A 19,795-nucleotide genomic window follows, 5' to 3' on the forward strand; every position below is an offset into this window, starting at 1 on the left:
ACTTTTGTAAAAATTTGATATTGTAACAGTATGAATGTAAATATTTTACATAAATTATAAATATTTACTAAATAACAAGTTATTAAATAATTAGTTTCCAGGAGGAGAAGTATGAAAAGTAAGAATAGGAAAAAATTCCTAAGTATCGTATTAACGGTTTGTATGATTTTGGGTACGATTCCATTTACGGGGGCAACAAAGGTATTGGCAGCAGATGGGGCAGTAGCAACTAATCCATTAACAACAATATGGAAAACTGCTGAAATTGGTGCTCATGCAACTGCAACGCCAGCAACAGCAGGAAGTTATACATATGATAGTGTAGCAAAGACAGTATCAATAGTAGGCGCAGGTGCAAAATTTGACAAGAGTGCAGGAGTAGATGATTTATACTATGCATATTTTGCAGCAAAAGGTGATATTACAATTCAGGCAAAAATAACACCAACAGGAACAACAGCTGGACAAGTTGGTGTTTTAGTTAGAAATTCTGAAGAAGTAGGCGCAACAAGCGCAGCAATATATGCAGATTATGGTAATAAAGGACAAATCAGATATGGATATCATAAAGCATCTACTGGCGGCGGAGCGTCAGCATTAAATACTGCAATTACTTCAGCTTCCCCTGATATTTATGTTAAAATTGAAATATCTGGAGAAACAGCTAAATTTTATGTTAGTACAACAGCCGATTTTGCTGGTGTAGTAGCAAAGTCACAGCCGATTACAGGATTAGATGCAAAACAGATTGGGCTTTTTGCCACCGCAGGAACAACCGCAGTATTTTCGGATGTAAAAGTTACATCTGTGAACACCGCAGATGGCATAACAATTAAGAAAACGGTATTTGATTCTTCAATTGGTGAATTGATTCCAACATTTTCAAATAGTAAAGCTTATAGTGGAACATATGATAGTGATACTGTATTCGCTTCATCAGCAGATGGTAATATTTTAAATGTTGATAATAAAAAAGGAGCAGTTAAAGGTTCTATTCGTGACGATAAACAAACTGATTATTTGTTATTTCCAGCAACCACTTCGAACTATACAATTTCAGCACAAGTTAACATGAGTAGACTAGACACTGGCACTGATAAATTTGGTGTTGCCGTAGGACAATTTGCAGTTCCATCAGGAACTTATAAGCCAATGGCTATGGATATTGTTCAAACAAACAAAACTTTTGTAACACAACATAATTTTACAACATCCGGTGCTGGCGTTAATGGCGGCGATCCTAAGACAGCAGCAAATGCTGTTATAGTAGGTAAGGATTATATATTGTCTTATCAGAAGACTAGTGGTAATACAAGCATAATGAAAACGTTAGATGCTTCAGGAACTATATTGGCAAGTAATGGAACGGCGACTTTACCTGCTTTTGATTTGACACAGTGCTATGCAAGTTTGCAGAATGGCAAAAGTGTACAGTATGGACTTGCATTCGCAGGTGTTACTGCACAGATTTCAAATATAACACTTACAGATATTGATGGTTATATTGTATATGATCAGAATGATTATTACATAGCAGTAGGTGTAGCCCCAGTGGTAACAACCATAGATTCAGCAGTTGTAACTCAACTGAGAGATGCAATTAATCTTTCATGGACTGTAACAGAAGGCAAAGGGAATATATCTTATGTGATTTTGGTATCTAAGGATGGGGGAGCGTATACTCCTGCAGGTATTTCTAAAGTAACTAATTTTTCTTATAAACCAACAGCAGATGGAACATATACTTTTAAAGTTTATGGTAAAGCGGGTGAGTTGAGTAGTGTTGACTCAGCACAAATATCTGCACAAGTACCATATGTTACTCCACTTAGTCAAACAATACTTACTGCGACAGGTACAGATAAGAAAATTGATCTTGCATGGACAGCAGTAACAGGAGCAACATCATATGATTTATATAAAACAGATGGTCAAGGTGAAGCGATTAAATGGAGCTTAGTAAAATCATTTGGAACTTCTGAACTTGTATATTCTGATACTGATGTAACAAATGAAAATCCTTATTATTATACAATATTGGCAAAGAATGATACCAATACAAGTAATGTTTCAGTAATACAACAAGCACTTCCTACACCAGGACATGTTGGAACTTATGTGTATGAAGCAGCAGCAGCAAAATTTACTATTACTTCAAAATCAAATGATACAGTAACAGCTAGGAAAGCTTCAATTGCAGGAACTGTTGACAAAGCAGGTACTCTAGCATTAGAAGTAAATGGTAAACAGATTAGTTCAGCAACTATAACTGCAAATGGAACATTTTCATTTGACATCGATTTAACACAGTATAGAAATGATGTTAATCTTTACCTTACAGATGCTGATGGAAAAATAACAAGAAAAACATTTAATTTTATTTACTTAGAAAAATATAACATCTTAGTAGATGGGGCTTTTACAGGAACTGATGGAGATTTAGTGAATGGAGTTCCTACATATAAAACAGTAAGCGCAGCTGTAGCAACAGTACCAGCTGACAATGCAGCATCAAAAGTTATTTTCATTAAGAATGGTGATTATAATGAAAGAGTAGAAATAAAATCTCCATATGTAAGCTTGCTTGGAGAAGATAGCGTAAAGACAAGAATTTATAAATCAGTAGCGGTAGCAGATGGTTCAGCTAAAGATATGTGGACTAGAAACTGCATGTATGTTGATTCAACAGCAGATGGATTTGCAGCAGAAAATTTAACAATTGAAAACTCGTATGCATATTCAAATGGTACTGATCAACAGGCAGATGCATTATGTATCGTTGCAGATCAGACAACTTGTATCAATATTAGACTGATAGGTTATCAGGATACTCTTCTTACTGATACAAGAGTAAAAGATGCAAGTGGGAATTATGAAGTTACACGTCAGTATTTCCAGAAATGTTATATTACAGGTAATGTAGATTTTATCTATGGTGCAGGTACATCCGTATTTTCTGATTGCGATATCGTTGCTAGATATACATCATATAAACCAGATGGCTGTTTCTCAGCAGGTAGAACATACGCGTCAACTAAGTATGGTTTTGTATTTAGTAATTGTCATTTCTTAGCAGAAGCGGGTGTTGCGGCAGGATCTTTCCGTATGTCTCGCCCATGGGGAGCTGATGCAGAAGCAATATTTATTAATTGTTATTTGACATCTGCAATTGCAGCTGCTGGATATGGAGATATGAGCGGCAATAGTTATTTGAACGCAAGATTTGCAGAATATGGTTCATATGGCCCTGGATTTGTTGTAAATAATGATAGATTCCTTTTTTCTCCAAACCAGGCTGCAGAATACGCAACAATAACAGTTTTAGGTGATTATGTAAATAAAATATTGCCCGCAGATTATACGGCAGTTAATACAATTATTTCAACAATAAATGCGTTGATTTCTTCACAATATGTAGATTTTAGTGCAGTAACAGCAGCAGTGGCAGCATTAGTATTCGGTTTAGATTCTTCAGAACAAGCAAAAGTAGATGCAATGGCAACTAGTATTTCCGATGCATTTAAAGCATTAGTAATAAAAGATGCAGATTACTCGGCACTAACATCAGCAATTGCATCAACAGAAGCACTTACGGCAACAAACTATATAACTGGTTATCCAGCAGTTAGTACAGCACTTACATCAGCAAAAGCAGTTGCAACTGGCTTAAAGATTGATAGCCAAGGAATAGTTGATACAGCATTAACAAATTTAAATAGTGCTGTAGCAACATTAGTTTTAAAGGATGCAGATTACTCAGCACTTACAGCAGCAATTGCATCAGCAGAAGCACATACATCATCTGTATACACAAGTGAAAGCTATGCAGTAGTTACAACAGCAATTACGGCAGCAAAGGCAGTTGTGAATGGTTTGAAGATTGACAAACAGTCTTCAATAGATGCAGCAGCAACGGCATTAACTAATGCAGTAACAGCTTTAGTTAAAGCACCAGTTATTATTGCAGCTACTGGAAATACAGAAATTAAACTTGTTGATCCTAATGCGAATATTGAACAAGGATCAAAATTTGAAGTTAAGGCAGTAACAAGTGGTGAGGTATTTGAAAAAACTGCAACAATTGTTAATACAATAGCAACTGCAAATAAGCTTGAACAATTTGTAGTTTTTGAAATGGACCTTAAAAATTCAGATGGAATCGCAGTACAATTAAAGGGAAAAGTAAGTGTATCACTTCCAATTCCGAGTGGATTTGATCTAACTAAGGCGATTAGTGTATTTAGAGTTGAAACCGACGGAACTCTTACAAAACTTGATACAAAAGTTGTAGATGGAAAATGCGTATTTGAGACAGATCATTTTAGTACGTATGTTATTGCTCAGGTAGCAAATGCTGTAGTAGTAACTCCTGAAGTAGCTGCAGTAGTGACTCCAGATGCAACACCAGCAACTAAGACAGGTGATACATCACCAATTACAATGTATATGCTTATTATGGGCATTGCAGCAGGAACAGTTCTATATGCAACAAAGAAGAGAAAGATCAAAAAAGTTAATTAATACTCATAGCAGAATTTTGTAAGAAATGGAGTGGGGCGCATATATATGCGCCCCACTTTGAATTGATTCAAAATCGGTCTGGATCAGAGATTTAATAGCGTGTATTTAAATCATGGTTCTAAAAGTTGTTGATTAGATTAATAAAGTAGAGTATTCTATTTATAGTTATAGATGATATAGAAGTATTAGATAATATTAATGATTGGGACGCAAATATTTTAACATAAGATAAGGCTGATTTGAAATTTACCTTTAGGGGTATTGTTTCTTATTAGCCATATTGTGTTACCTGGATGACATATTTAGGGATAATTTTAAAGTGAAAGGATGGAGATAAAGTATGTATATTATTGCAGGACTTGGAAATCCAACAAAGGAATATGCTGGAACTAGACATAATGTGGGATTTGCAGTTATAGATAAGCTAGCTGATGAATATAACATTAGTATGGATATAAAAAAGCATAAGGCAATATGTGGTAAAGGGGTTATTGCAGGCCAAAAAGTGGTTCTTGTAAAGCCACAAACGTTCATGAATCTTAGTGGAGAGAGCCTTAGAGAGGTGATTGATTTTTATAAGGAAGATATTGATAAAATGCTAGTCATTTTTGATGATATAAGCCTGGATGTTGGGAAACTTCGTCTTAGACCGATGGGAAGCGCTGGAGGACATAATGGAATCAAGAGCATTATTGCAAATTTGGGCACCGATCAATTCAAGCGAATAAAATTTGGCGTTGGTGACAAACCTAGAGGGTATGATTTGGCTAATTGGGTACTTGGAAGATTTTCAAAAGAACAACAAGAAGTAGTAAATGAGGGACTTGCTAATGCATGCAAAGCAGTTGAAACTATTCTTTTGGATGGAATCGAAGTAGGAATGAATAAATATAACTAATAAACGTAAATAAATATAGAAAATAAATATAATGGTATGACGAGGAAAGGTAGTAGAATATGAGAACATTTTTTGAGCCCATAGAAGATTTGGCAGGCTATAAGAGTATAATAAATTTATTAGATACTCAAGGAAAAACTGCAATGATAAGTGGGTGCATTGATTCGGAAAAAGCACATTTGGTAAATGCGCTCGGTCAAAAAGCAAAATGCAGGGTAATAATTACTTATGATGAAACAAAAGCCAGAGAAATATTTGATGACTGCAGATTTTATAATAAAAATACTGTCTATTATCCTGCAAAGGATTTCATTTTTTATAGCGCAGATGTTCATGGAAATGTAATCGTCAAAGAGCGAGTAGAAGTAATCAAACAAATTATAAATAATAGAAGAGCTACAGATGATACAGACAATACAGACAATACAGACAATACAGACAATACAGACAATACAGACATTACAGACATTACAGGCAATACAGACACTACAAATGGTTATAAGGATACATTGACAGTAGTTACGACTATAGATGGCTGTGCAGAGATGTTAATGCCGTTGGAAACAATTCAAAAGAACATCCTAACATTTGAAGAGGGAGCAATTGTCGATGTTGAAAAACTGAAAAAAATATTAGTGAGATTAGGCTATGAACGGATGGGCCAAGTGAATGGAAATGGTCAATTTGCAATTAGAGGCGGAATTATTGATATATTTCCATTAACAGAAGCAGCGCCAATTCGAATTGAGCTGTGGGATGATGAAATAGATTCTATAAGAGCATTTGATGTTGAAAGCCAGAGGTCAGTTGAACGATTAGAAAAAGTGGAAATATATCCGGCATGTGAAGTGATATTGACAGAAAATGAAATTCAAGATGGTATCATTTCTATAAATACGGAACTAAAGAACCAGATGGCAGTACTGAAAAAAGAAGGTAATATTGAGGCTGCTAAGAGATTGGAAAGAGAAATAAACGAATTTGATGAGTCAATTGGATGTGAAAGATATTTACACTCATTTGCAAAAACTACAGTTTCATTTTTGGATTATTTTGATAGAGAAGATACGCTGTTCGTGGTAGATGAACCGAATAGATTAAAAGATAAAATGGATTTAGTAGAGCTTGAATTTAGTGAAAGTATGATAAACAGGCTTACAAATGGATACATTTTGCCAAGTCAAAGTAACCTGCTATATAGTACTAGGGAAATATATGCAAAACTGAATGCTAGAAAGTTTTTGGTGCTTACAACGTTGGAGTACAAGCCAGAACTAATAGACATTGAAGAAACATTTAGAATAGATTGTAAAAGTGTAAGTTTATATAATAATCGATTTGAATTCCTTGTAGAAGACTTAAAAAAGTATAAAAAGTCTAAGTATAAGGTTATTGTTGTATCTAATTCTAGAATTAGGGCACAAAGACTTGCAGCAGATTTAAGAGAGTATGAGTTATCTTCCTATTTTAGCGAGGACTTTAATAAATTGATTGCAGATGGCGAAATAATGGTCACATATGGAAATATACATAGAGGATTTGAGTACCCACTACTTAAATTTGTTGTGATTGCAGAATCTGATATATTTGGAAGAATAACAAAAGAAAAAAAGAAAAAGAAAAAATATGAAGGTAAGGCAATCGCAGCTTTTAATGACTTATCTGTCGGTGATTATGTAGTGCATGAAAATCATGGGCTAGGTATCTACCGAGGTATTGAAAAGGTTACAGTTGAAAATATTGAGAAGGATTATATCAAAATAGAGTATTCACATAATGGTAATTTGTATATTCTTGCAACACAACTTGATATGCTTCAAAAATTTGCAGGGGCTGATGCTAGAAAACCAAAACTGAATAAGCTAGGAAGTGCCGAATGGAGTAAGACAAAAGAAAAAGTACATGGAGCGGTTGAAATCATTGCAAAAGATTTAGTTGAATTGTATGCAAAAAGGCAACAACAAATCGGCTATCAATTTGGTAAGGATACAGTATGGCAGAAGGAATTCGAAGAAACATTTCCTTATGAGGAGACAGATGATCAGATTACTGCAATTGAAGATTCCAAGCGTGACATGGAAAGTAAAAAAATCATGGATCGTCTTATTTGTGGTGATGTTGGATATGGCAAGACTGAAATTGCGATAAGAGTAGCTTTTAAGGCAGTCCAAGAAGGAAAGCAAGTGGCATATCTTGTTCCTACAACGATACTTGCGCAGCAGCATTTTAATACATTTGAACAAAGAATGAAGGACTTTCCGATTAAAGTGGCACTTCTGTCTAGGTTTAAGACTGCAAAAGAGATTCGAGAGACGCTTGAAGATTTGAAAAAAGGATTTGTAGATATTGTAATAGGAACGCATCGCCTGTTATCAAAAGATATTGTATATAAAGATTTGGGACTACTGATTATTGATGAGGAACAACGATTTGGTGTAACACATAAAGAAAAGATTAAGAAGATGAAAGAAAATGTTGATGTTCTTACATTGAGTGCAACGCCAATTCCTAGAACTCTTCATATGAGCCTTGTAGGAATTAGGGATATGAGTGTTCTTGAAGAACCGCCCGTTGACAGATTGCCTATTCAGACATTTGTTACGGAACATAATGATGAAATGATTAGAGAGGCAATTAACCGTGAAATCAGTAGGGGTGGACAGGTGTACTACGTCTATAATCGCGTTAAGTCAATTGATGAAGCAGCATCACATATTAAGGCATTAGTCCCAGGAGCAATTGTTGAGTTCGCACATGGTCAGATGGACGAACATACACTAGAAAAAATCATGTATGAATTTATTAATGGTGAGATAGATGTATTGGTTTCAACAACAATTATTGAGACTGGGCTTGACATTTCTAATGTAAATACAATGATTATAGAGGATTCAGACAAGTTTGGCCTATCGCAGTTATATCAGCTTCGAGGCCGAGTTGGACGATCTAACCGTACTGCTTATGCATTTTTATTATATAAAAGAGATAAAATGCTGAAAGAAGTGGCAGAGAAGCGATTGCATGCGATCAAAGAATTTACTGATTTGGGATCTGGGTTTAAGATTGCCATGAAAGATCTTGAAATCAGAGGAGCAGGTAATGTCCTTGGGCAAAAACAGCATGGTCATATGGAAGCGGTAGGCTATGATTTGTACTGCAAAATGCTCAATGAAGCGGTAAATGAACTGAAAGGAATTGTAAACGATAATTTATTTCAAACCACGGTTGATATAAATGTGGATGCATTTATACCAGCGACGTATATAAGAAGTGAGTTTCAAAAGCTTGACATCTATAAGAGAATCGCAGGAATTGAAACGAATGAAGAACTTATGGATATTCAGGATGAACTTATGGATCGATTTGGTGAACTACCGAAATCAGCGATGAACTTGTTAAATATTGCATTAATAAAATCAATCGCACATAGTTTTGGTGTTATTGAGATAAAAGGTGGATTAGCAGGTACTAATTGGATGACAGTGATTAAGATGTTTCCTCAAGCAGATGTAAACGCTGCTAATATTCCAGAACTGATAAAAGAATATGATAGGGAACTGAGATTTACAGTGGATAAGGATCCTTTCTTTTCGTATACGGTTAATAAGAAAAAATGTAAAGACGCACAAGAATATATGAATGCACTGAAGGAACTTCTTAATAAAATGTCTCAAGTGCTTAAAGATTAAATTATAGGTATCAATTATAAAATTTAAAAATAACCAAAAACACCTTGCTATTCATAATTTTTCTGCTATAATAAATATATTAAGACTTCAACACGTCAAAGTGTAAAACTTTAAAGCAATAAAGTAAAGCTTGAAGCAAAAGCTTAAAACAAAAGCTTGGAGCTATTTGTAAGGTTAAAGTCAGTTGAATTTAATATTATAGTAAGCATTAGGAGGAAAATATAGTGAGTAATAAAGGTGATCAGATATCATTTAGACCAGATATTAAAGTAGTGGATTGTACTGTACGCGATGGAGGCTTAGTTAATAACTTCTATTTTGAAGATGAATTTGTTAAGCATCTATATCATACTAATATAGATGCTGGCGTAGATTATATGGAGTTTGGATATAAATCTTCAAAAGATATATTTGATATTAATAAATTTGGGAAGTGGAAGTTTTGTGATGAATCCTCCATTCGTGAAATTGTCGGAGTCAATGATACCGATTTAAAAATTTCTGTAATGGCAGATGTGGGTAGAACTGATTTTAAAAAAGATATTATAAAAAAAGAAGATAGTGTCATCGATTTAATTCGAGTTGCAACATATATTAATACGATTCCGGCAGCTATTGAGATGGTTAATTACTGTTCGCAGATGGGATATGAAACTTGCGTGAATGTAATGGCAATATCAACATCAAGTGAAAGTGATATTAATATTGCACTTGAATTGTTAGGACAAAGTAAGACGGATGTAATCTATCTTGTAGACAGTTATGGTTCATTGTACCCAGAACAGATTGAAAAGTTTGCAGATCAGTACTTGAAAGTAGCTGAAAAATATAATAAAAAGATTGGTATTCATGCGCATAACAATCAGCAGTTAGCATTTGCAAATACAATAGAAGTGGCCAGAATGGGTGTTAGTTATCTAGATGCAACGATGAGCAGTCTTGGGCGTGGAGCAGGAAATTGTCCAATGGAATTAATTATGGGATTTCTAAAAAATCCGAAATACAAACTTCAAGCAGTAATTGAATTTATTGAAAATGATATAATGAAGTTAAAAGAAGAAGGATTGGTTTGGGGTTACGATATTCCTTACATGCTAACGGGTTGCTTGAATCAGCATCCAAGGTCGGCAATTCAATTTATTTCAGATAAAAAGGTTGATTATGGGAATTTCTATCAAGCATTGTTAGACTTGGAATAATGTGTACTATGGGAACAATAGAAAGCAAATGCAGGTAAATACATTAATATGTATTACTTGCATTTGTTTTTTTTGATGAGATTGTGATATAATCAGCAAAATGCTGAAAAGTTAGGAGACTTAAAATATGGAAATCGATGCAGTTATCTTTGATATGGATGGGCTTATGATAGACACGGAAAGAATCGTTCAGAATTCATGGAATATTGTGGGGAAACGCATGGGATATGCTGACCTTGGAGAAGATATATATCATACAATGGGACTTGACGTAGTTAGAAGAGAAGAATATTTTATGGGTAAATACGGAAAAGAATTCCCATTTCAGGAGTTTCTTCGAGATTATAGAAAAGAATATTATGAATATGTAAATGTGCATGGAATAGATGCAAAGCCAGGCCTTTATGAATTGCTTGAGACTTTGAAACAACTTGGCATCCCTATGGCAGTTGCGACTTCAACTGGTAGGGAAAGTGCCATGAAGAACCTGGAAGCTAAGAATGTCACATCATATTTTCAAGCGTTTATATGCGGGGATATGGTAACCCAGGCGAAACCATCACCAGAGATTTATTTGAAAGCATGTGAAGTAATAGGTGTTAATCCCAAAAACGCAATTGCATTAGAAGATTCATTTAATGGAATTAAAGCTGCATATGCGGCCAAAATGATGCCAGTAATGGTTCCTGATTTAATTAAGGATACCTCCGAAGTTGATGATTTGCTATTTGCGAAAAAAGCAGATTTGAATGAAGTAGCTGAATGGATTCGATCTGAGTGTTCACATTAGCTACATTTATTTACCATAAAGACATCACAATAAATGTTTATATTGTAAATAAATTAACAAAGGAGAATATTTCGATGAAAAAAAGTATCACTATAAAAATCTTAGGATTAGTAGCCATCTTATTATTGGCAGGCTTGTTAAGTAATGTATTAGGGTCAAGTTCTATCAATAATATGAACACAAAGGCACAGGTTATAGCAACTGATTGTATGGATGCAGTTAGCATTTTGGCGGATACGGCTAGAAGCGTAGAGCGTGTTCAGAAGTTTGTAAATAGTTCTTCAACCGATAGTGCGGAAGAAGAGCAAGCTTTAGAGAATAAATTTACACAGTTAAAAGAAATTGTCGATAAATTTAATATGCCAGAGATGTCAACTGCATTACAATCTTATGAAACAGCATACAACGCATATTATGAAAATGTTAAGGCAATGGCAGCAGCGGGACCCGGTGCAATGGTGCCTACTAGTACCACAGATACATCCAATGCGACTGGAACTACAGATGCAGCAAATACAACAACTTCAGATGCAGCAAATACAAATACAACAACTTCAGATGCAGCAAATACAAACACAACCACAACACAATCAGTTGGAACAACTGATAACATGCAGAATATGACTGATGAATTGGATGCATCATACGAAGCGTTATATTCTCTTATTTATGGACAAGTTGATTCTGCTTCACAACAGTTAACGCAGCAATACCAAGTTTCAACAACATTAAATAATATATTATTTTTTGTACTTATCATAATGGGTATAGTGATTATTGTAGTAACGGTAATAACTGTAGTAAGACCAATAAAATCAGCGAATCAACAATTAAATATGATTATAGATGAAATTGATAATGGTAAAGGTGATTTAACGAAAAGAATTTCTGTTAAATCCAAAGATGAAGTCGGGCGATTGGTTGTAGGTATGAATACTTTTCTGGAAAGACTTCAAGGCATTATGCAAAAGATTCAAATTAAATCGGAAAATCTTGAAAGCTCAGTGGAAACAGTGATATCTCAAGTCATAACTTCTGAAGAAAATGTGAATGAGGTTTCTTCAACAATGGAGGAACTTGCAGCGGGAATGGAAGAAATATCAGCTACAGTAGAACAATTAAGTACTGGGGTAAGTAATGTATTTGATTCAATTGTTTATATAACAAAACAGGTGAACGATGGACAAAATCTTTCTGGTGAAATTCAGAATCGTTCAGAGGAATATCGCACAAATGCAGAAAATGGCAAAAATAAGACGAACAAAATGATATCAGGAATGAAAGAAGTACTAAATGAATCTATCGAAAAAAGCAAATCGGTTATAAAGATTCAAGAGCTTACAAAAGAAATATTAGATATTTCATCTCAAACAAATCTTCTGGCATTGAATGCTTCAATTGAAGCGGCTAGAGCTGGCGAGGCAGGTAGAGGGTTTGCGGTTGTTGCAGATGAAATAAGAAGTCTTGCAGAAAACAGTAGAAATTCAGCAAATAACATACAAAATATTAGTCACTTGGTAACCGAAAGTGTTCAAAAATTGGCAGAAGATGCAAAAAAAATGTTAAATTTTGTAGACATAAGCGTCCTAAACGATTATGATATGTTTGTAGATACCGCTGAACATTATCGAAATGATTCAGTTAGCATTTATAAAATACTTGAGGAATTTTCAAAAAATGCATCAACTCTTGAAATCACAATGGGTGAAATGAATACGGGAATTGGTGAGATCGTTAATACTATAGATGAGAGTACAAAGGGCATAACTAATGCGGCTGGTGTATCTAGTGAATTAGTATTTGCCATGAAACTTATTAATGATCAAGCTAGAAATAATCAAGAAATTAGTGTAGCGTTGAAGGATGAAGTTGACATTTTTGATAAAATATAAAATATATTAGTAATATAAAATTGATTTTATGAGGTATATGTTTAATAGTAAGTTGAATTAATTATAAAATTTTATTTCAGATAAATTGATGAATATTTCCCAAGTATTTACAGATAATAACTACAAATCTATACATTGAGAATTTCAACAACCAATATTTGTAAATGGAAATTCAAAAATCGTATAAATAAATACAGGAGGAATTTTTATGAAAGCAACAGGAATCGTTAGAAGGATTGACGATCTCGGACGCGTGGTCATTCCAAAGGAAATTAGAAGAACACTTAGAATTAGAGAAGGCGATCCGCTAGAAATCTTTACAGATAGAGAAGGAGAGATAATACTTAAGAAATACTCTCCTATCGGAGAATTAGGTTTATTTGCTAAACAATATGCTGATTCATTAGCACAAACAACAGGATATATCGTGTGTGTGACAGATAGAGATCAAGTAATAGCAGTGTCAGGAGCTCCAAAGAAGGATTTGTTATCAAAACCGATTAGTAGAGGTCTCGAGAGCGCAATTGATGGAAGAGAAAATATATTAGCTGCATCTGATGATAAAAAATTCATTGTTATATCAAGCGAAGATACAGAAGAATATAAGTCACAAATTGTTAGCCCAATCATTTCCGAAGGTGATGCCATTGGAGCCGTAATAATTATGACAAAAGATGCAAAAATTAAATTTGGCGAGATGGAGTTAAAGCTAGCTCAGTCAGCATCCGGATTTTTAGGAAGACAGATGGAAGCATAAATTAGTACGAAAAGAGGACAGCTCAGATGAGCAACAACATTTCTACAGACGATTTGGTAGATAAATTGATTTTACAGCAAAACTCGAAAGCAAGAAATATGGAGTATGTTAAAGAAAACTATCTATGGGAAGATTTACTTGCAATTGTTAAGAAGTTACGTGATACTGATGGCTGTCCGTGGGACAGAGAGCAGACACACGAAACTATGCGCAGTTGTTTGATTGAGGAATGTTATGAAGTCATCGAAGCGGTTGAAAATAAAGATGTTTTAAATTTAAGAGAAGAACTTGGAGATGTAATGTTACAGGTCTTGCTACATGCACAGATAGCAAGGGAAGAACAAGAATTCACTCTTGATGATGTGATTAATGAGCTCGCTAAGAAATTAGTAAGGCGTCATCCGCATGTTTTTGGTGAGGGTGAGCCAGCTAAGGATGCAAATGATGGACTTCGTAATTGGGAGTCAATTAAGCAAAAAGAAAAGGTTGAGGCATCACTTCAAAATAGTGGAGACGCATTGCATGAACTTAAGAAAATTCCAAAATCATTTCCGGCAATAATACGTGCACAGAAAGTTCAAAAAAAGGCTATTAAAGAATATAAGGCTGATAACGATTCGACATCTACTGTGAAAAATATAAAGCGATTAATAAGTCAGTATGAAATTCAGCAAGAAAATAATTCGGATAAAAATAACAGCCAAAACTTGGTAGGAAATCTAATATTTGAGGTGGTTAAATTATCAAGTGAAATGGGCGAGAATGCTGAAAAATCCTTGACAAAAGCCACTGAAGAGTATATAAATAAAGTTATTAGGTGTAGTACCTACAAATAATATATTTGAGGAGGAATCATTTCGAATGAATAAAACAGAATTAGTGGCTGCAATTGCTGAGAAGACTCAATTAACAAAGAAAGATAGTGAGATGGCTTTAAAGGCATTTATTGATGTAGTAAGTGAAGAGCTAAAAAAGGGTGAAAAGATTCAGTTAGTTGGATTTGGTACATTTGAAGTATCTGACAGAGCAGCAAGAACTGGAAAGAATCCACAGACAGGAAACGCAATTGACATTCCTGCATCAAAGGCACCAAAGTTTAAAGCTGGTAAATCTTTGAAGGAAACAGTTAATAATTAATGACTTTTAACTAGTTGATAATATCCCAATACGCAATTTATGGTGTTGGGATATTTTAATTAGAAAAATAATTAGTATGGGAGATTAAATAATATATGAGATTAGATAAATATTTGAAAGTATCAAGGTTAATTAAAAGAAGAACTGTAGCAAATGATGCATGCGATGCTGGACGAGTAATGATAAATGATAAAGTAGCAAAAGCATCAACAGACGTCAAAGAGGGCGATTTGATTGAGGTACTTTTTGGCACAAAATCAGTAAAAGTAGAAGTTACAGATATAAAAGATACGACCAAGAAAGACGAAGCAAAAGAGATGTACAAATATTTATAGAAATGGAAACGTTTATAGTATATTTTCTCACTAATAACAATATATTTAATAAGACAAATTATTGCGATTGCGGGAGGTATCTGATGGACGAAAAAATAAAAACTGCAAAGTCTCATAAGATAATGACAGACAACAGAAGGAAAGCTGAAATTACCGGCGTTAATGATGTTATTTCATTTGATCTAAACACGATTCTTTTAGAAACCGATTATGGGATGATAACAATAAAAGGAAGCAATTTACATGTGAATCGATTATCTGTTGAAAAGGGCGAAGTTGACATTGATGGGAAGTTAGATGGAATCAATTATTCAGATATTAGTAGCTACACTAAAAAGGGTGAATCATTCATTAATCGAATGTTCAAGTGATAACATATGAGTGAGCTAATAACATGGGAATGGAAATTCTTTGCAATTGCAGTAATGTGGGGAATGATTTTGTCTATCGTTTACGATGGATTAAGGATTTTTAGAAGAGTTATGATTCATAGAAAAGTTGCTTGGCTTGCAGTTGAAGATATCTTGTTTTGGATGATATGCGGGTTTGCAATGTTTCATGTCATATTCATGGTAAATGACGGGATAATAAGAAGCTTTGCACTTATTGCGTTTGGTCTTGGAAGTGTAATGTATCAATATACGGTTAGCTATTACATAGTAAAATATATATCGAAATTGCTTATAATTTTAAAGAGAATGTCGATAAAAATAGCTTTGAAAATAGTTATAAATCCATTGAAAAAATTATGTAAATCATTTACAATAAGAATAAATAAATCTAAGTTTCAAAAAAAAGAGAAACGAAGATTGAAAAAGGTAGGTAATCAATCAGATGAGAAAATACGAGACAAAGAGGAGCAGAGAATTAAGAATAAAAAGACAAAAGCGCTCTAATGCGATTGCTATGTTTTCTGCGATAGCTGTTGTTTTTTTGCTCAGTATTGTCATTTGGAATGGAAAACAGACATTGGTTGAAAAGGAAAGCGTGTATGTGGCTAAGGGACAAGAATTGTCGCAGAAAATTGAAGAACAAGAAGCAAGAAGTATTTCACTTGAAGAATACAAAAAATATATAAAAACGAAGAAATACGTTGAAGAAGTTGCGAAAAGGTATAATCTGATATATCCAGATGAGTTGGTATTTAAACCATCCAGTAGCAATTAACTTGGTTAGGATAAAAATTTAAATTGATAATAGTAAGGTGTCTATATTTTAGGCATCTTTTTTAATTTTCAATATGAAATTAATTGTCGAAAAATTTTTACAAAATGCAACGTTTCTTTGACAAAATAATAGGGACTAACAATCTATAATGTTGCATTACTACCAGGATTTTAAAGGGGGCAATAAATGAAAGCAGAATTAGAGCGCTATAATTTGGCGTACTCAATGACAAGGCTTACTGAAACGGCTAGAACATTTCGAAAGTTAGGGGAAACTTATGAAGATATGCAAAGCGATTGCAGTGCATTACCTGCAATTACAGAGCAACTATATGTAATGGCAAATGTATTGGAAGAATGTTGTGGGTCAAGTACAAAAATTATATACTTAAGTAAAGGGCATGAAAATGATATAATTCGAGGGCTATTATCAAAGGGGGTAAAAGTAGAGTGGCTTCACGTATTTGAAAGGGGACTCAATAGGAAGGAAATAGTAATTCAGGCTAAAACAGCGAAAAGGGGATGTGTTACTACGAAGGATATAGCAATTGAGATAAACAAGTATTTTGAAACTGATTTTTACTCCAGTGATAATAATAGAAGCATTGTAAGTGATGAATGCTGCGAATATATATTTATTGAAGTACCAAGATTTAAGGTTCTTTTTGGGAATGCAAAGTCAAATATGGATAAGATGAACGTATCTGGGGATAACTTCTCAATGGCACAGCTTGAATGTGGACGAGTTGTGGCTACACTTGTAGATGGAATGGGTGCTGGGAAAAGAGCATATTGTGAAAGTGAAACAGTGATTGAATTGGTTGAACAGTGCCTTGAGGCCGGATTTGATGAAAGACTTACGATTGGATTAATTAATTCGGTATTCTCAAATGGAGAATTAATAAGGAATCCTATTGTGGTAGACATGTGCGTTATCGATAGATATCTTGGAGTGTTAAATTGTATAAAGCTAGGGGCGGCTTCAACATTTATAAAGCGTGATGGATGGGTTGAAATTATAAAATCTACCACACTTCCAATTGGCGTATTTGAACAAGTGGACTTCGATAATGCGGTCAAGAAATTATATGATGGGGATTATGTAATTATGGTAAGCGACGGAGTTTTGGAAAATCTGCCATTTATTGATAAAGAGCAGAAATTAGTGGAAATAATCGCAGAAATAGATGTGAAGGTTCCAGATTTAATTGCACAAGAAATACTACAAAAGTCATTGGAGTATAATTCTATGATCGCAAAAGATGATATGACAGTAATTGTTGCAGGTGTGTTTGACACATATAGGAAAGTATATTAGTATATAAATAATAATTTTGATTTTAAATACAGTAAAAAAATACGAATTACATCCGTATGGCAAATAGGAGTTAATATGTTAGACAGAATTCATCAATTTATGATAAAAAATAATATGATAGCATCACAAGACACCATAGTGGTTGGGGTATCTGGTGGTGCTGATTCTGTGTGCCTTTTGAGAATTTTAAAGGAATTGCAGGAAAATATTGATTTTTTTATCATTGTTGTACATATTAATCACTGCATACGTGGTTATGAATCAGATATGGATCAAGAATTTGTAAGAGTGTTATGTGAAAAATTGGAAGTTGAGTTTAAGCCATTCGCTGTAGATGTGAAAAAGATGGCGGAGCAAGACAAGATTTCAGTAGAAGAAGCAGGCAGAAAAGCAAGGTATAGAATATTTGAAGAAGTACTCTCACAATCTGTAGGTGGAAGCGCAGGCAAAATTGCAGTTGCACATCATATGGACGACCAAGGGGAGACTATTCTTATGAATGTGTTCAGGGGCAGCGGCATCAAAGGGGTTTGTGGTATGCAACCGGTCAGAGATAATATTATCCGACCTTTACTTTGTGTTCGAAGATGTGAAATAGAACATTATCTTCAAACGAAAGGGCAGCCGTTTAGAACAGATAGTACGAATCTTGACAATGATTACACTAGAAATCGTTTGAGAAATGTTGTATTTCCTTATCTTGAAGAGAACGTGAATCAACATTGCGTTGAAAACATTTGTGGAATGGCACAAATGATAAGTGAGGCCGAAAGCTATATTAATCGTCAAGCAATAGTTGCCAAAAGTAAATGTGATAACATAAATGAGGACAATACACATACAATTAATATCTCCTTATTTTCTGAAAATGATATTATAATTAAGAAATATATAATTAGAAAAGTAATAGATGAATTAGCTGGAAAACTAAAAGATGTATACAAAATTCATATTGAATCAATCCTTGCATTAGAGAATAAGCAAGTAGGAAGCCAAGTTGATGTAGCCTATGGAATTGTCGCAAAACGTGGATACAACGAAATCATGATTCAAAATAAATCGAATCATGAAAAATACACTTATAAAAATGAATCTAAAGATATTGTTATTGAAGAAAAAACTACTGTTTTTATCCAAGATAGTTATTATGTGAAAGAAGAAAGTTTTATGAGGTTTCATGAAGCAGAGTTCTGCAAATTAGATGAATTAAAAGAAATCATAGGAAATGACTATACGAAAGTGTTTGATTATGATAAAATAAAATTTACTCTTCAATTTAGGACAAGACAAACTGGAGATTACATACAAATCGATAAAAACGGTGGTAACAAGAAACTAAAAGACTTTTTTATTGACTCTAAAGTGCCTAGGGATTACCGAGACAGAGTGCTTTTGTTAGCCGATGGTAACTGCATTTTATGGATTGTTGGATTTAGGATGAGTGAAGGTTATAAAATAGAAAATATGACAAAGAAATTTTTACAAGTAAAGATATATTAAAGCGCGGAGGATAACAAAAATGAAACTAGAGCATGATATAAGTGTCTTGATTTCTGAAGAGGAATTAGACAATAAAATTCTAGAATTAGGTACAAAAATAAGCAAAGATTATGAAGGGAAATGTGTTCATTTAATTTGCATTTTAAAAGGAAGTATATTTTTTACATGCGAGTTAGCGAAAAGAATAACAGTTCCTGTGACACTCGATTTTATTTCTGTTTCAAGTTATGGAAGTGGAACAGTATCTAGTGGTAGCATTAATATTAAGAAAGAACTAGATGAGAGTATTGAGGGAAAAGATGTTATTGTAATTGAAGATATTATAGATTCAGGAAGAACACTTAGCTTTCTTATTCCAATGCTCAAAGATAGAAAGCCTAATAGCTTGAAATTATGTACGATGTTAGATAAACCAGAAAGAAGAGAGTTTGGAATTCAAGTTGATTATAATGGATTTCAGATTCCAGATAAATTCGTAGTTGGTTATGGACTTGATTATGACCAGAAGTATAGAAATCTACCATATATTGGAGTAGTGCATTTATAATATTTATTAAATATGTAAGTTAATAACTAAAAAAGATTTAGGAGGT

16 protein-coding genes are annotated in these 19,795 nt (G+C 33.9%); all 16 read left to right on the forward strand.

Annotated features, from left to right (window positions below; all coding sequences use genetic code 11):
• Positions 1-111: 111 nt before the first annotated feature.
• The 16 genes from BMY18_RS00370 to hpt all read left to right on the forward strand — a co-directional run bounded on the left by BMY18_RS00370 (position 112) and on the right by hpt (position 19,749).
• Positions 112-4,521, forward strand: coding sequence for a pectinesterase family protein (locus tag BMY18_RS00370; RefSeq protein WP_092449437.1), 4,410 nt, complete (start codon positions 112-114; stop codon positions 4,519-4,521).
• Positions 4,522-4,861: 340 nt separating this feature from the next.
• Positions 4,862-5,419, forward strand: coding sequence for an aminoacyl-tRNA hydrolase (gene pth, locus BMY18_RS00375; RefSeq protein WP_092449439.1), 558 nt, complete (start codon positions 4,862-4,864; stop codon positions 5,417-5,419).
• Positions 5,420-5,478: 59 nt separating this feature from the next.
• Positions 5,479-9,108 (forward strand): transcription-repair coupling factor, encoded by a 3,630-nt coding sequence (gene mfd, locus BMY18_RS00380; protein ID WP_092449441.1) that lies wholly within the window; start codon positions 5,479-5,481, stop codon positions 9,106-9,108.
• Between the two features lie 224 nt (positions 9,109-9,332).
• A complete protein-coding gene (locus BMY18_RS00385) occupies positions 9,333-10,307 on the forward strand; it encodes an aldolase catalytic domain-containing protein (protein WP_092449443.1) in 975 nt (324 codons plus the stop codon).
• Positions 10,308-10,434: 127 nt separating this feature from the next.
• Entirely contained in the window at positions 10,435-11,097 is a 663-nt protein-coding gene (locus BMY18_RS00390; RefSeq protein ID WP_092449445.1) for an HAD family hydrolase, read from the forward strand.
• A gap of 74 nt (positions 11,098-11,171) precedes the next feature.
• Entirely contained in the window at positions 11,172-12,989 is a 1,818-nt protein-coding gene (locus BMY18_RS00395) for a methyl-accepting chemotaxis protein (RefSeq protein ID WP_092449447.1), read from the forward strand.
• A 208-nt stretch (positions 12,990-13,197) separates the two neighbouring features.
• A complete protein-coding gene (gene spoVT, locus BMY18_RS00400) occupies positions 13,198-13,746 on the forward strand; it encodes a stage V sporulation protein T (RefSeq protein ID WP_092449449.1) in 549 nt (182 codons plus the stop codon).
• Between the two features lie 26 nt (positions 13,747-13,772).
• Complete coding sequence (mazG, locus tag BMY18_RS00405) at positions 13,773-14,582, forward strand: nucleoside triphosphate pyrophosphohydrolase (RefSeq protein WP_092449451.1); 810 nt, start codon at positions 13,773-13,775, stop codon at positions 14,580-14,582.
• 25 nt (positions 14,583-14,607) lie between these two features.
• On the forward strand, positions 14,608-14,883 hold the full coding sequence (locus BMY18_RS00410; protein WP_092449453.1) for an HU family DNA-binding protein: 276 nt from the start codon (positions 14,608-14,610) through the stop codon (positions 14,881-14,883).
• A 95-nt stretch (positions 14,884-14,978) separates the two neighbouring features.
• Positions 14,979-15,218 (forward strand): RNA-binding S4 domain-containing protein, encoded by a 240-nt coding sequence (locus BMY18_RS00415; RefSeq protein ID WP_092449455.1) that lies wholly within the window; start codon positions 14,979-14,981, stop codon positions 15,216-15,218.
• A gap of 83 nt (positions 15,219-15,301) precedes the next feature.
• Complete coding sequence (gene yabP, locus BMY18_RS00420; protein ID WP_092449457.1) at positions 15,302-15,589, forward strand: sporulation protein YabP; 288 nt, start codon at positions 15,302-15,304, stop codon at positions 15,587-15,589.
• 6 nt (positions 15,590-15,595) lie between these two features.
• On the forward strand, positions 15,596-16,114 hold the full coding sequence (yabQ, locus tag BMY18_RS00425; RefSeq protein WP_092449459.1) for a spore cortex biosynthesis protein YabQ: 519 nt from the start codon (positions 15,596-15,598) through the stop codon (positions 16,112-16,114).
• A 10-nt stretch (positions 16,115-16,124) separates the two neighbouring features.
• Positions 16,125-16,385 (forward strand): septum formation initiator family protein, encoded by a 261-nt coding sequence (locus BMY18_RS00430; RefSeq protein WP_092449461.1) that lies wholly within the window; start codon positions 16,125-16,127, stop codon positions 16,383-16,385.
• A 186-nt stretch (positions 16,386-16,571) separates the two neighbouring features.
• The gene (locus BMY18_RS00435; RefSeq protein WP_092449463.1) at positions 16,572-17,702 is read left to right on the forward strand and encodes a SpoIIE family protein phosphatase; all 1,131 of its coding nucleotides are present in this window, start codon (positions 16,572-16,574) and stop codon (positions 17,700-17,702) included.
• Between the two features lie 75 nt (positions 17,703-17,777).
• The gene (tilS, locus tag BMY18_RS00440) at positions 17,778-19,202 is read left to right on the forward strand and encodes a tRNA lysidine(34) synthetase TilS (protein WP_092449465.1); all 1,425 of its coding nucleotides are present in this window, start codon (positions 17,778-17,780) and stop codon (positions 19,200-19,202) included.
• A gap of 19 nt (positions 19,203-19,221) precedes the next feature.
• Entirely contained in the window at positions 19,222-19,749 is a 528-nt protein-coding gene (hpt, locus tag BMY18_RS00445) for a hypoxanthine phosphoribosyltransferase (RefSeq protein WP_092449467.1), read from the forward strand.
• Positions 19,750-19,795: the final 46 nt, after the last annotated feature.

The sequence above is a fragment of the [Clostridium] fimetarium genome, from assembly GCF_900111235.1.
Lineage (GTDB): Bacteria > Bacillota > Clostridia > Lachnospirales > Lachnospiraceae > Clostridium_N > Clostridium_N fimetarium.

Excerpts from the sequence above, each read along its gene's own strand:
- BMY18_RS00370 (WP_092449437.1), top strand. The coding sequence starts at position 112 with ATGAAAAGTAAGAATAGGAAAAAATTCCTAAGTATCGTATTAACGGTT.
- pth (WP_092449439.1), top strand. The coding sequence starts at position 4,862 with ATGTATATTATTGCAGGACTTGGAAATCCAACAAAGGAATATGCTGGA.
- mfd (WP_092449441.1), top strand. The coding sequence starts at position 5,479 with ATGAGAACATTTTTTGAGCCCATAGAAGATTTGGCAGGCTATAAGAGT.
- BMY18_RS00390 (WP_092449445.1), top strand. The coding sequence starts at position 10,435 with ATGGAAATCGATGCAGTTATCTTTGATATGGATGGGCTTATGATAGAC.
- BMY18_RS00395 (WP_092449447.1), top strand. The coding sequence starts at position 11,172 with ATGAAAAAAAGTATCACTATAAAAATCTTAGGATTAGTAGCCATCTTA.
- spoVT (WP_092449449.1), top strand. The coding sequence starts at position 13,198 with ATGAAAGCAACAGGAATCGTTAGAAGGATTGACGATCTCGGACGCGTG.
- mazG (WP_092449451.1), top strand. The coding sequence starts at position 13,773 with ATGAGCAACAACATTTCTACAGACGATTTGGTAGATAAATTGATTTTA.
- BMY18_RS00410 (WP_092449453.1), top strand. The coding sequence starts at position 14,608 with ATGAATAAAACAGAATTAGTGGCTGCAATTGCTGAGAAGACTCAATTA.
- BMY18_RS00415 (WP_092449455.1), top strand. The coding sequence starts at position 14,979 with ATGAGATTAGATAAATATTTGAAAGTATCAAGGTTAATTAAAAGAAGA.
- yabP (WP_092449457.1), top strand. The coding sequence starts at position 15,302 with ATGGACGAAAAAATAAAAACTGCAAAGTCTCATAAGATAATGACAGAC.
- yabQ (WP_092449459.1), top strand. The coding sequence starts at position 15,596 with ATGAGTGAGCTAATAACATGGGAATGGAAATTCTTTGCAATTGCAGTA.
- BMY18_RS00430 (WP_092449461.1), top strand. The coding sequence starts at position 16,125 with ATGTTTTCTGCGATAGCTGTTGTTTTTTTGCTCAGTATTGTCATTTGG.
- BMY18_RS00435 (WP_092449463.1), top strand. The coding sequence starts at position 16,572 with ATGAAAGCAGAATTAGAGCGCTATAATTTGGCGTACTCAATGACAAGG.
- tilS (WP_092449465.1), top strand. The coding sequence starts at position 17,778 with ATGTTAGACAGAATTCATCAATTTATGATAAAAAATAATATGATAGCA.
- hpt (WP_092449467.1), top strand. The coding sequence starts at position 19,222 with ATGAAACTAGAGCATGATATAAGTGTCTTGATTTCTGAAGAGGAATTA.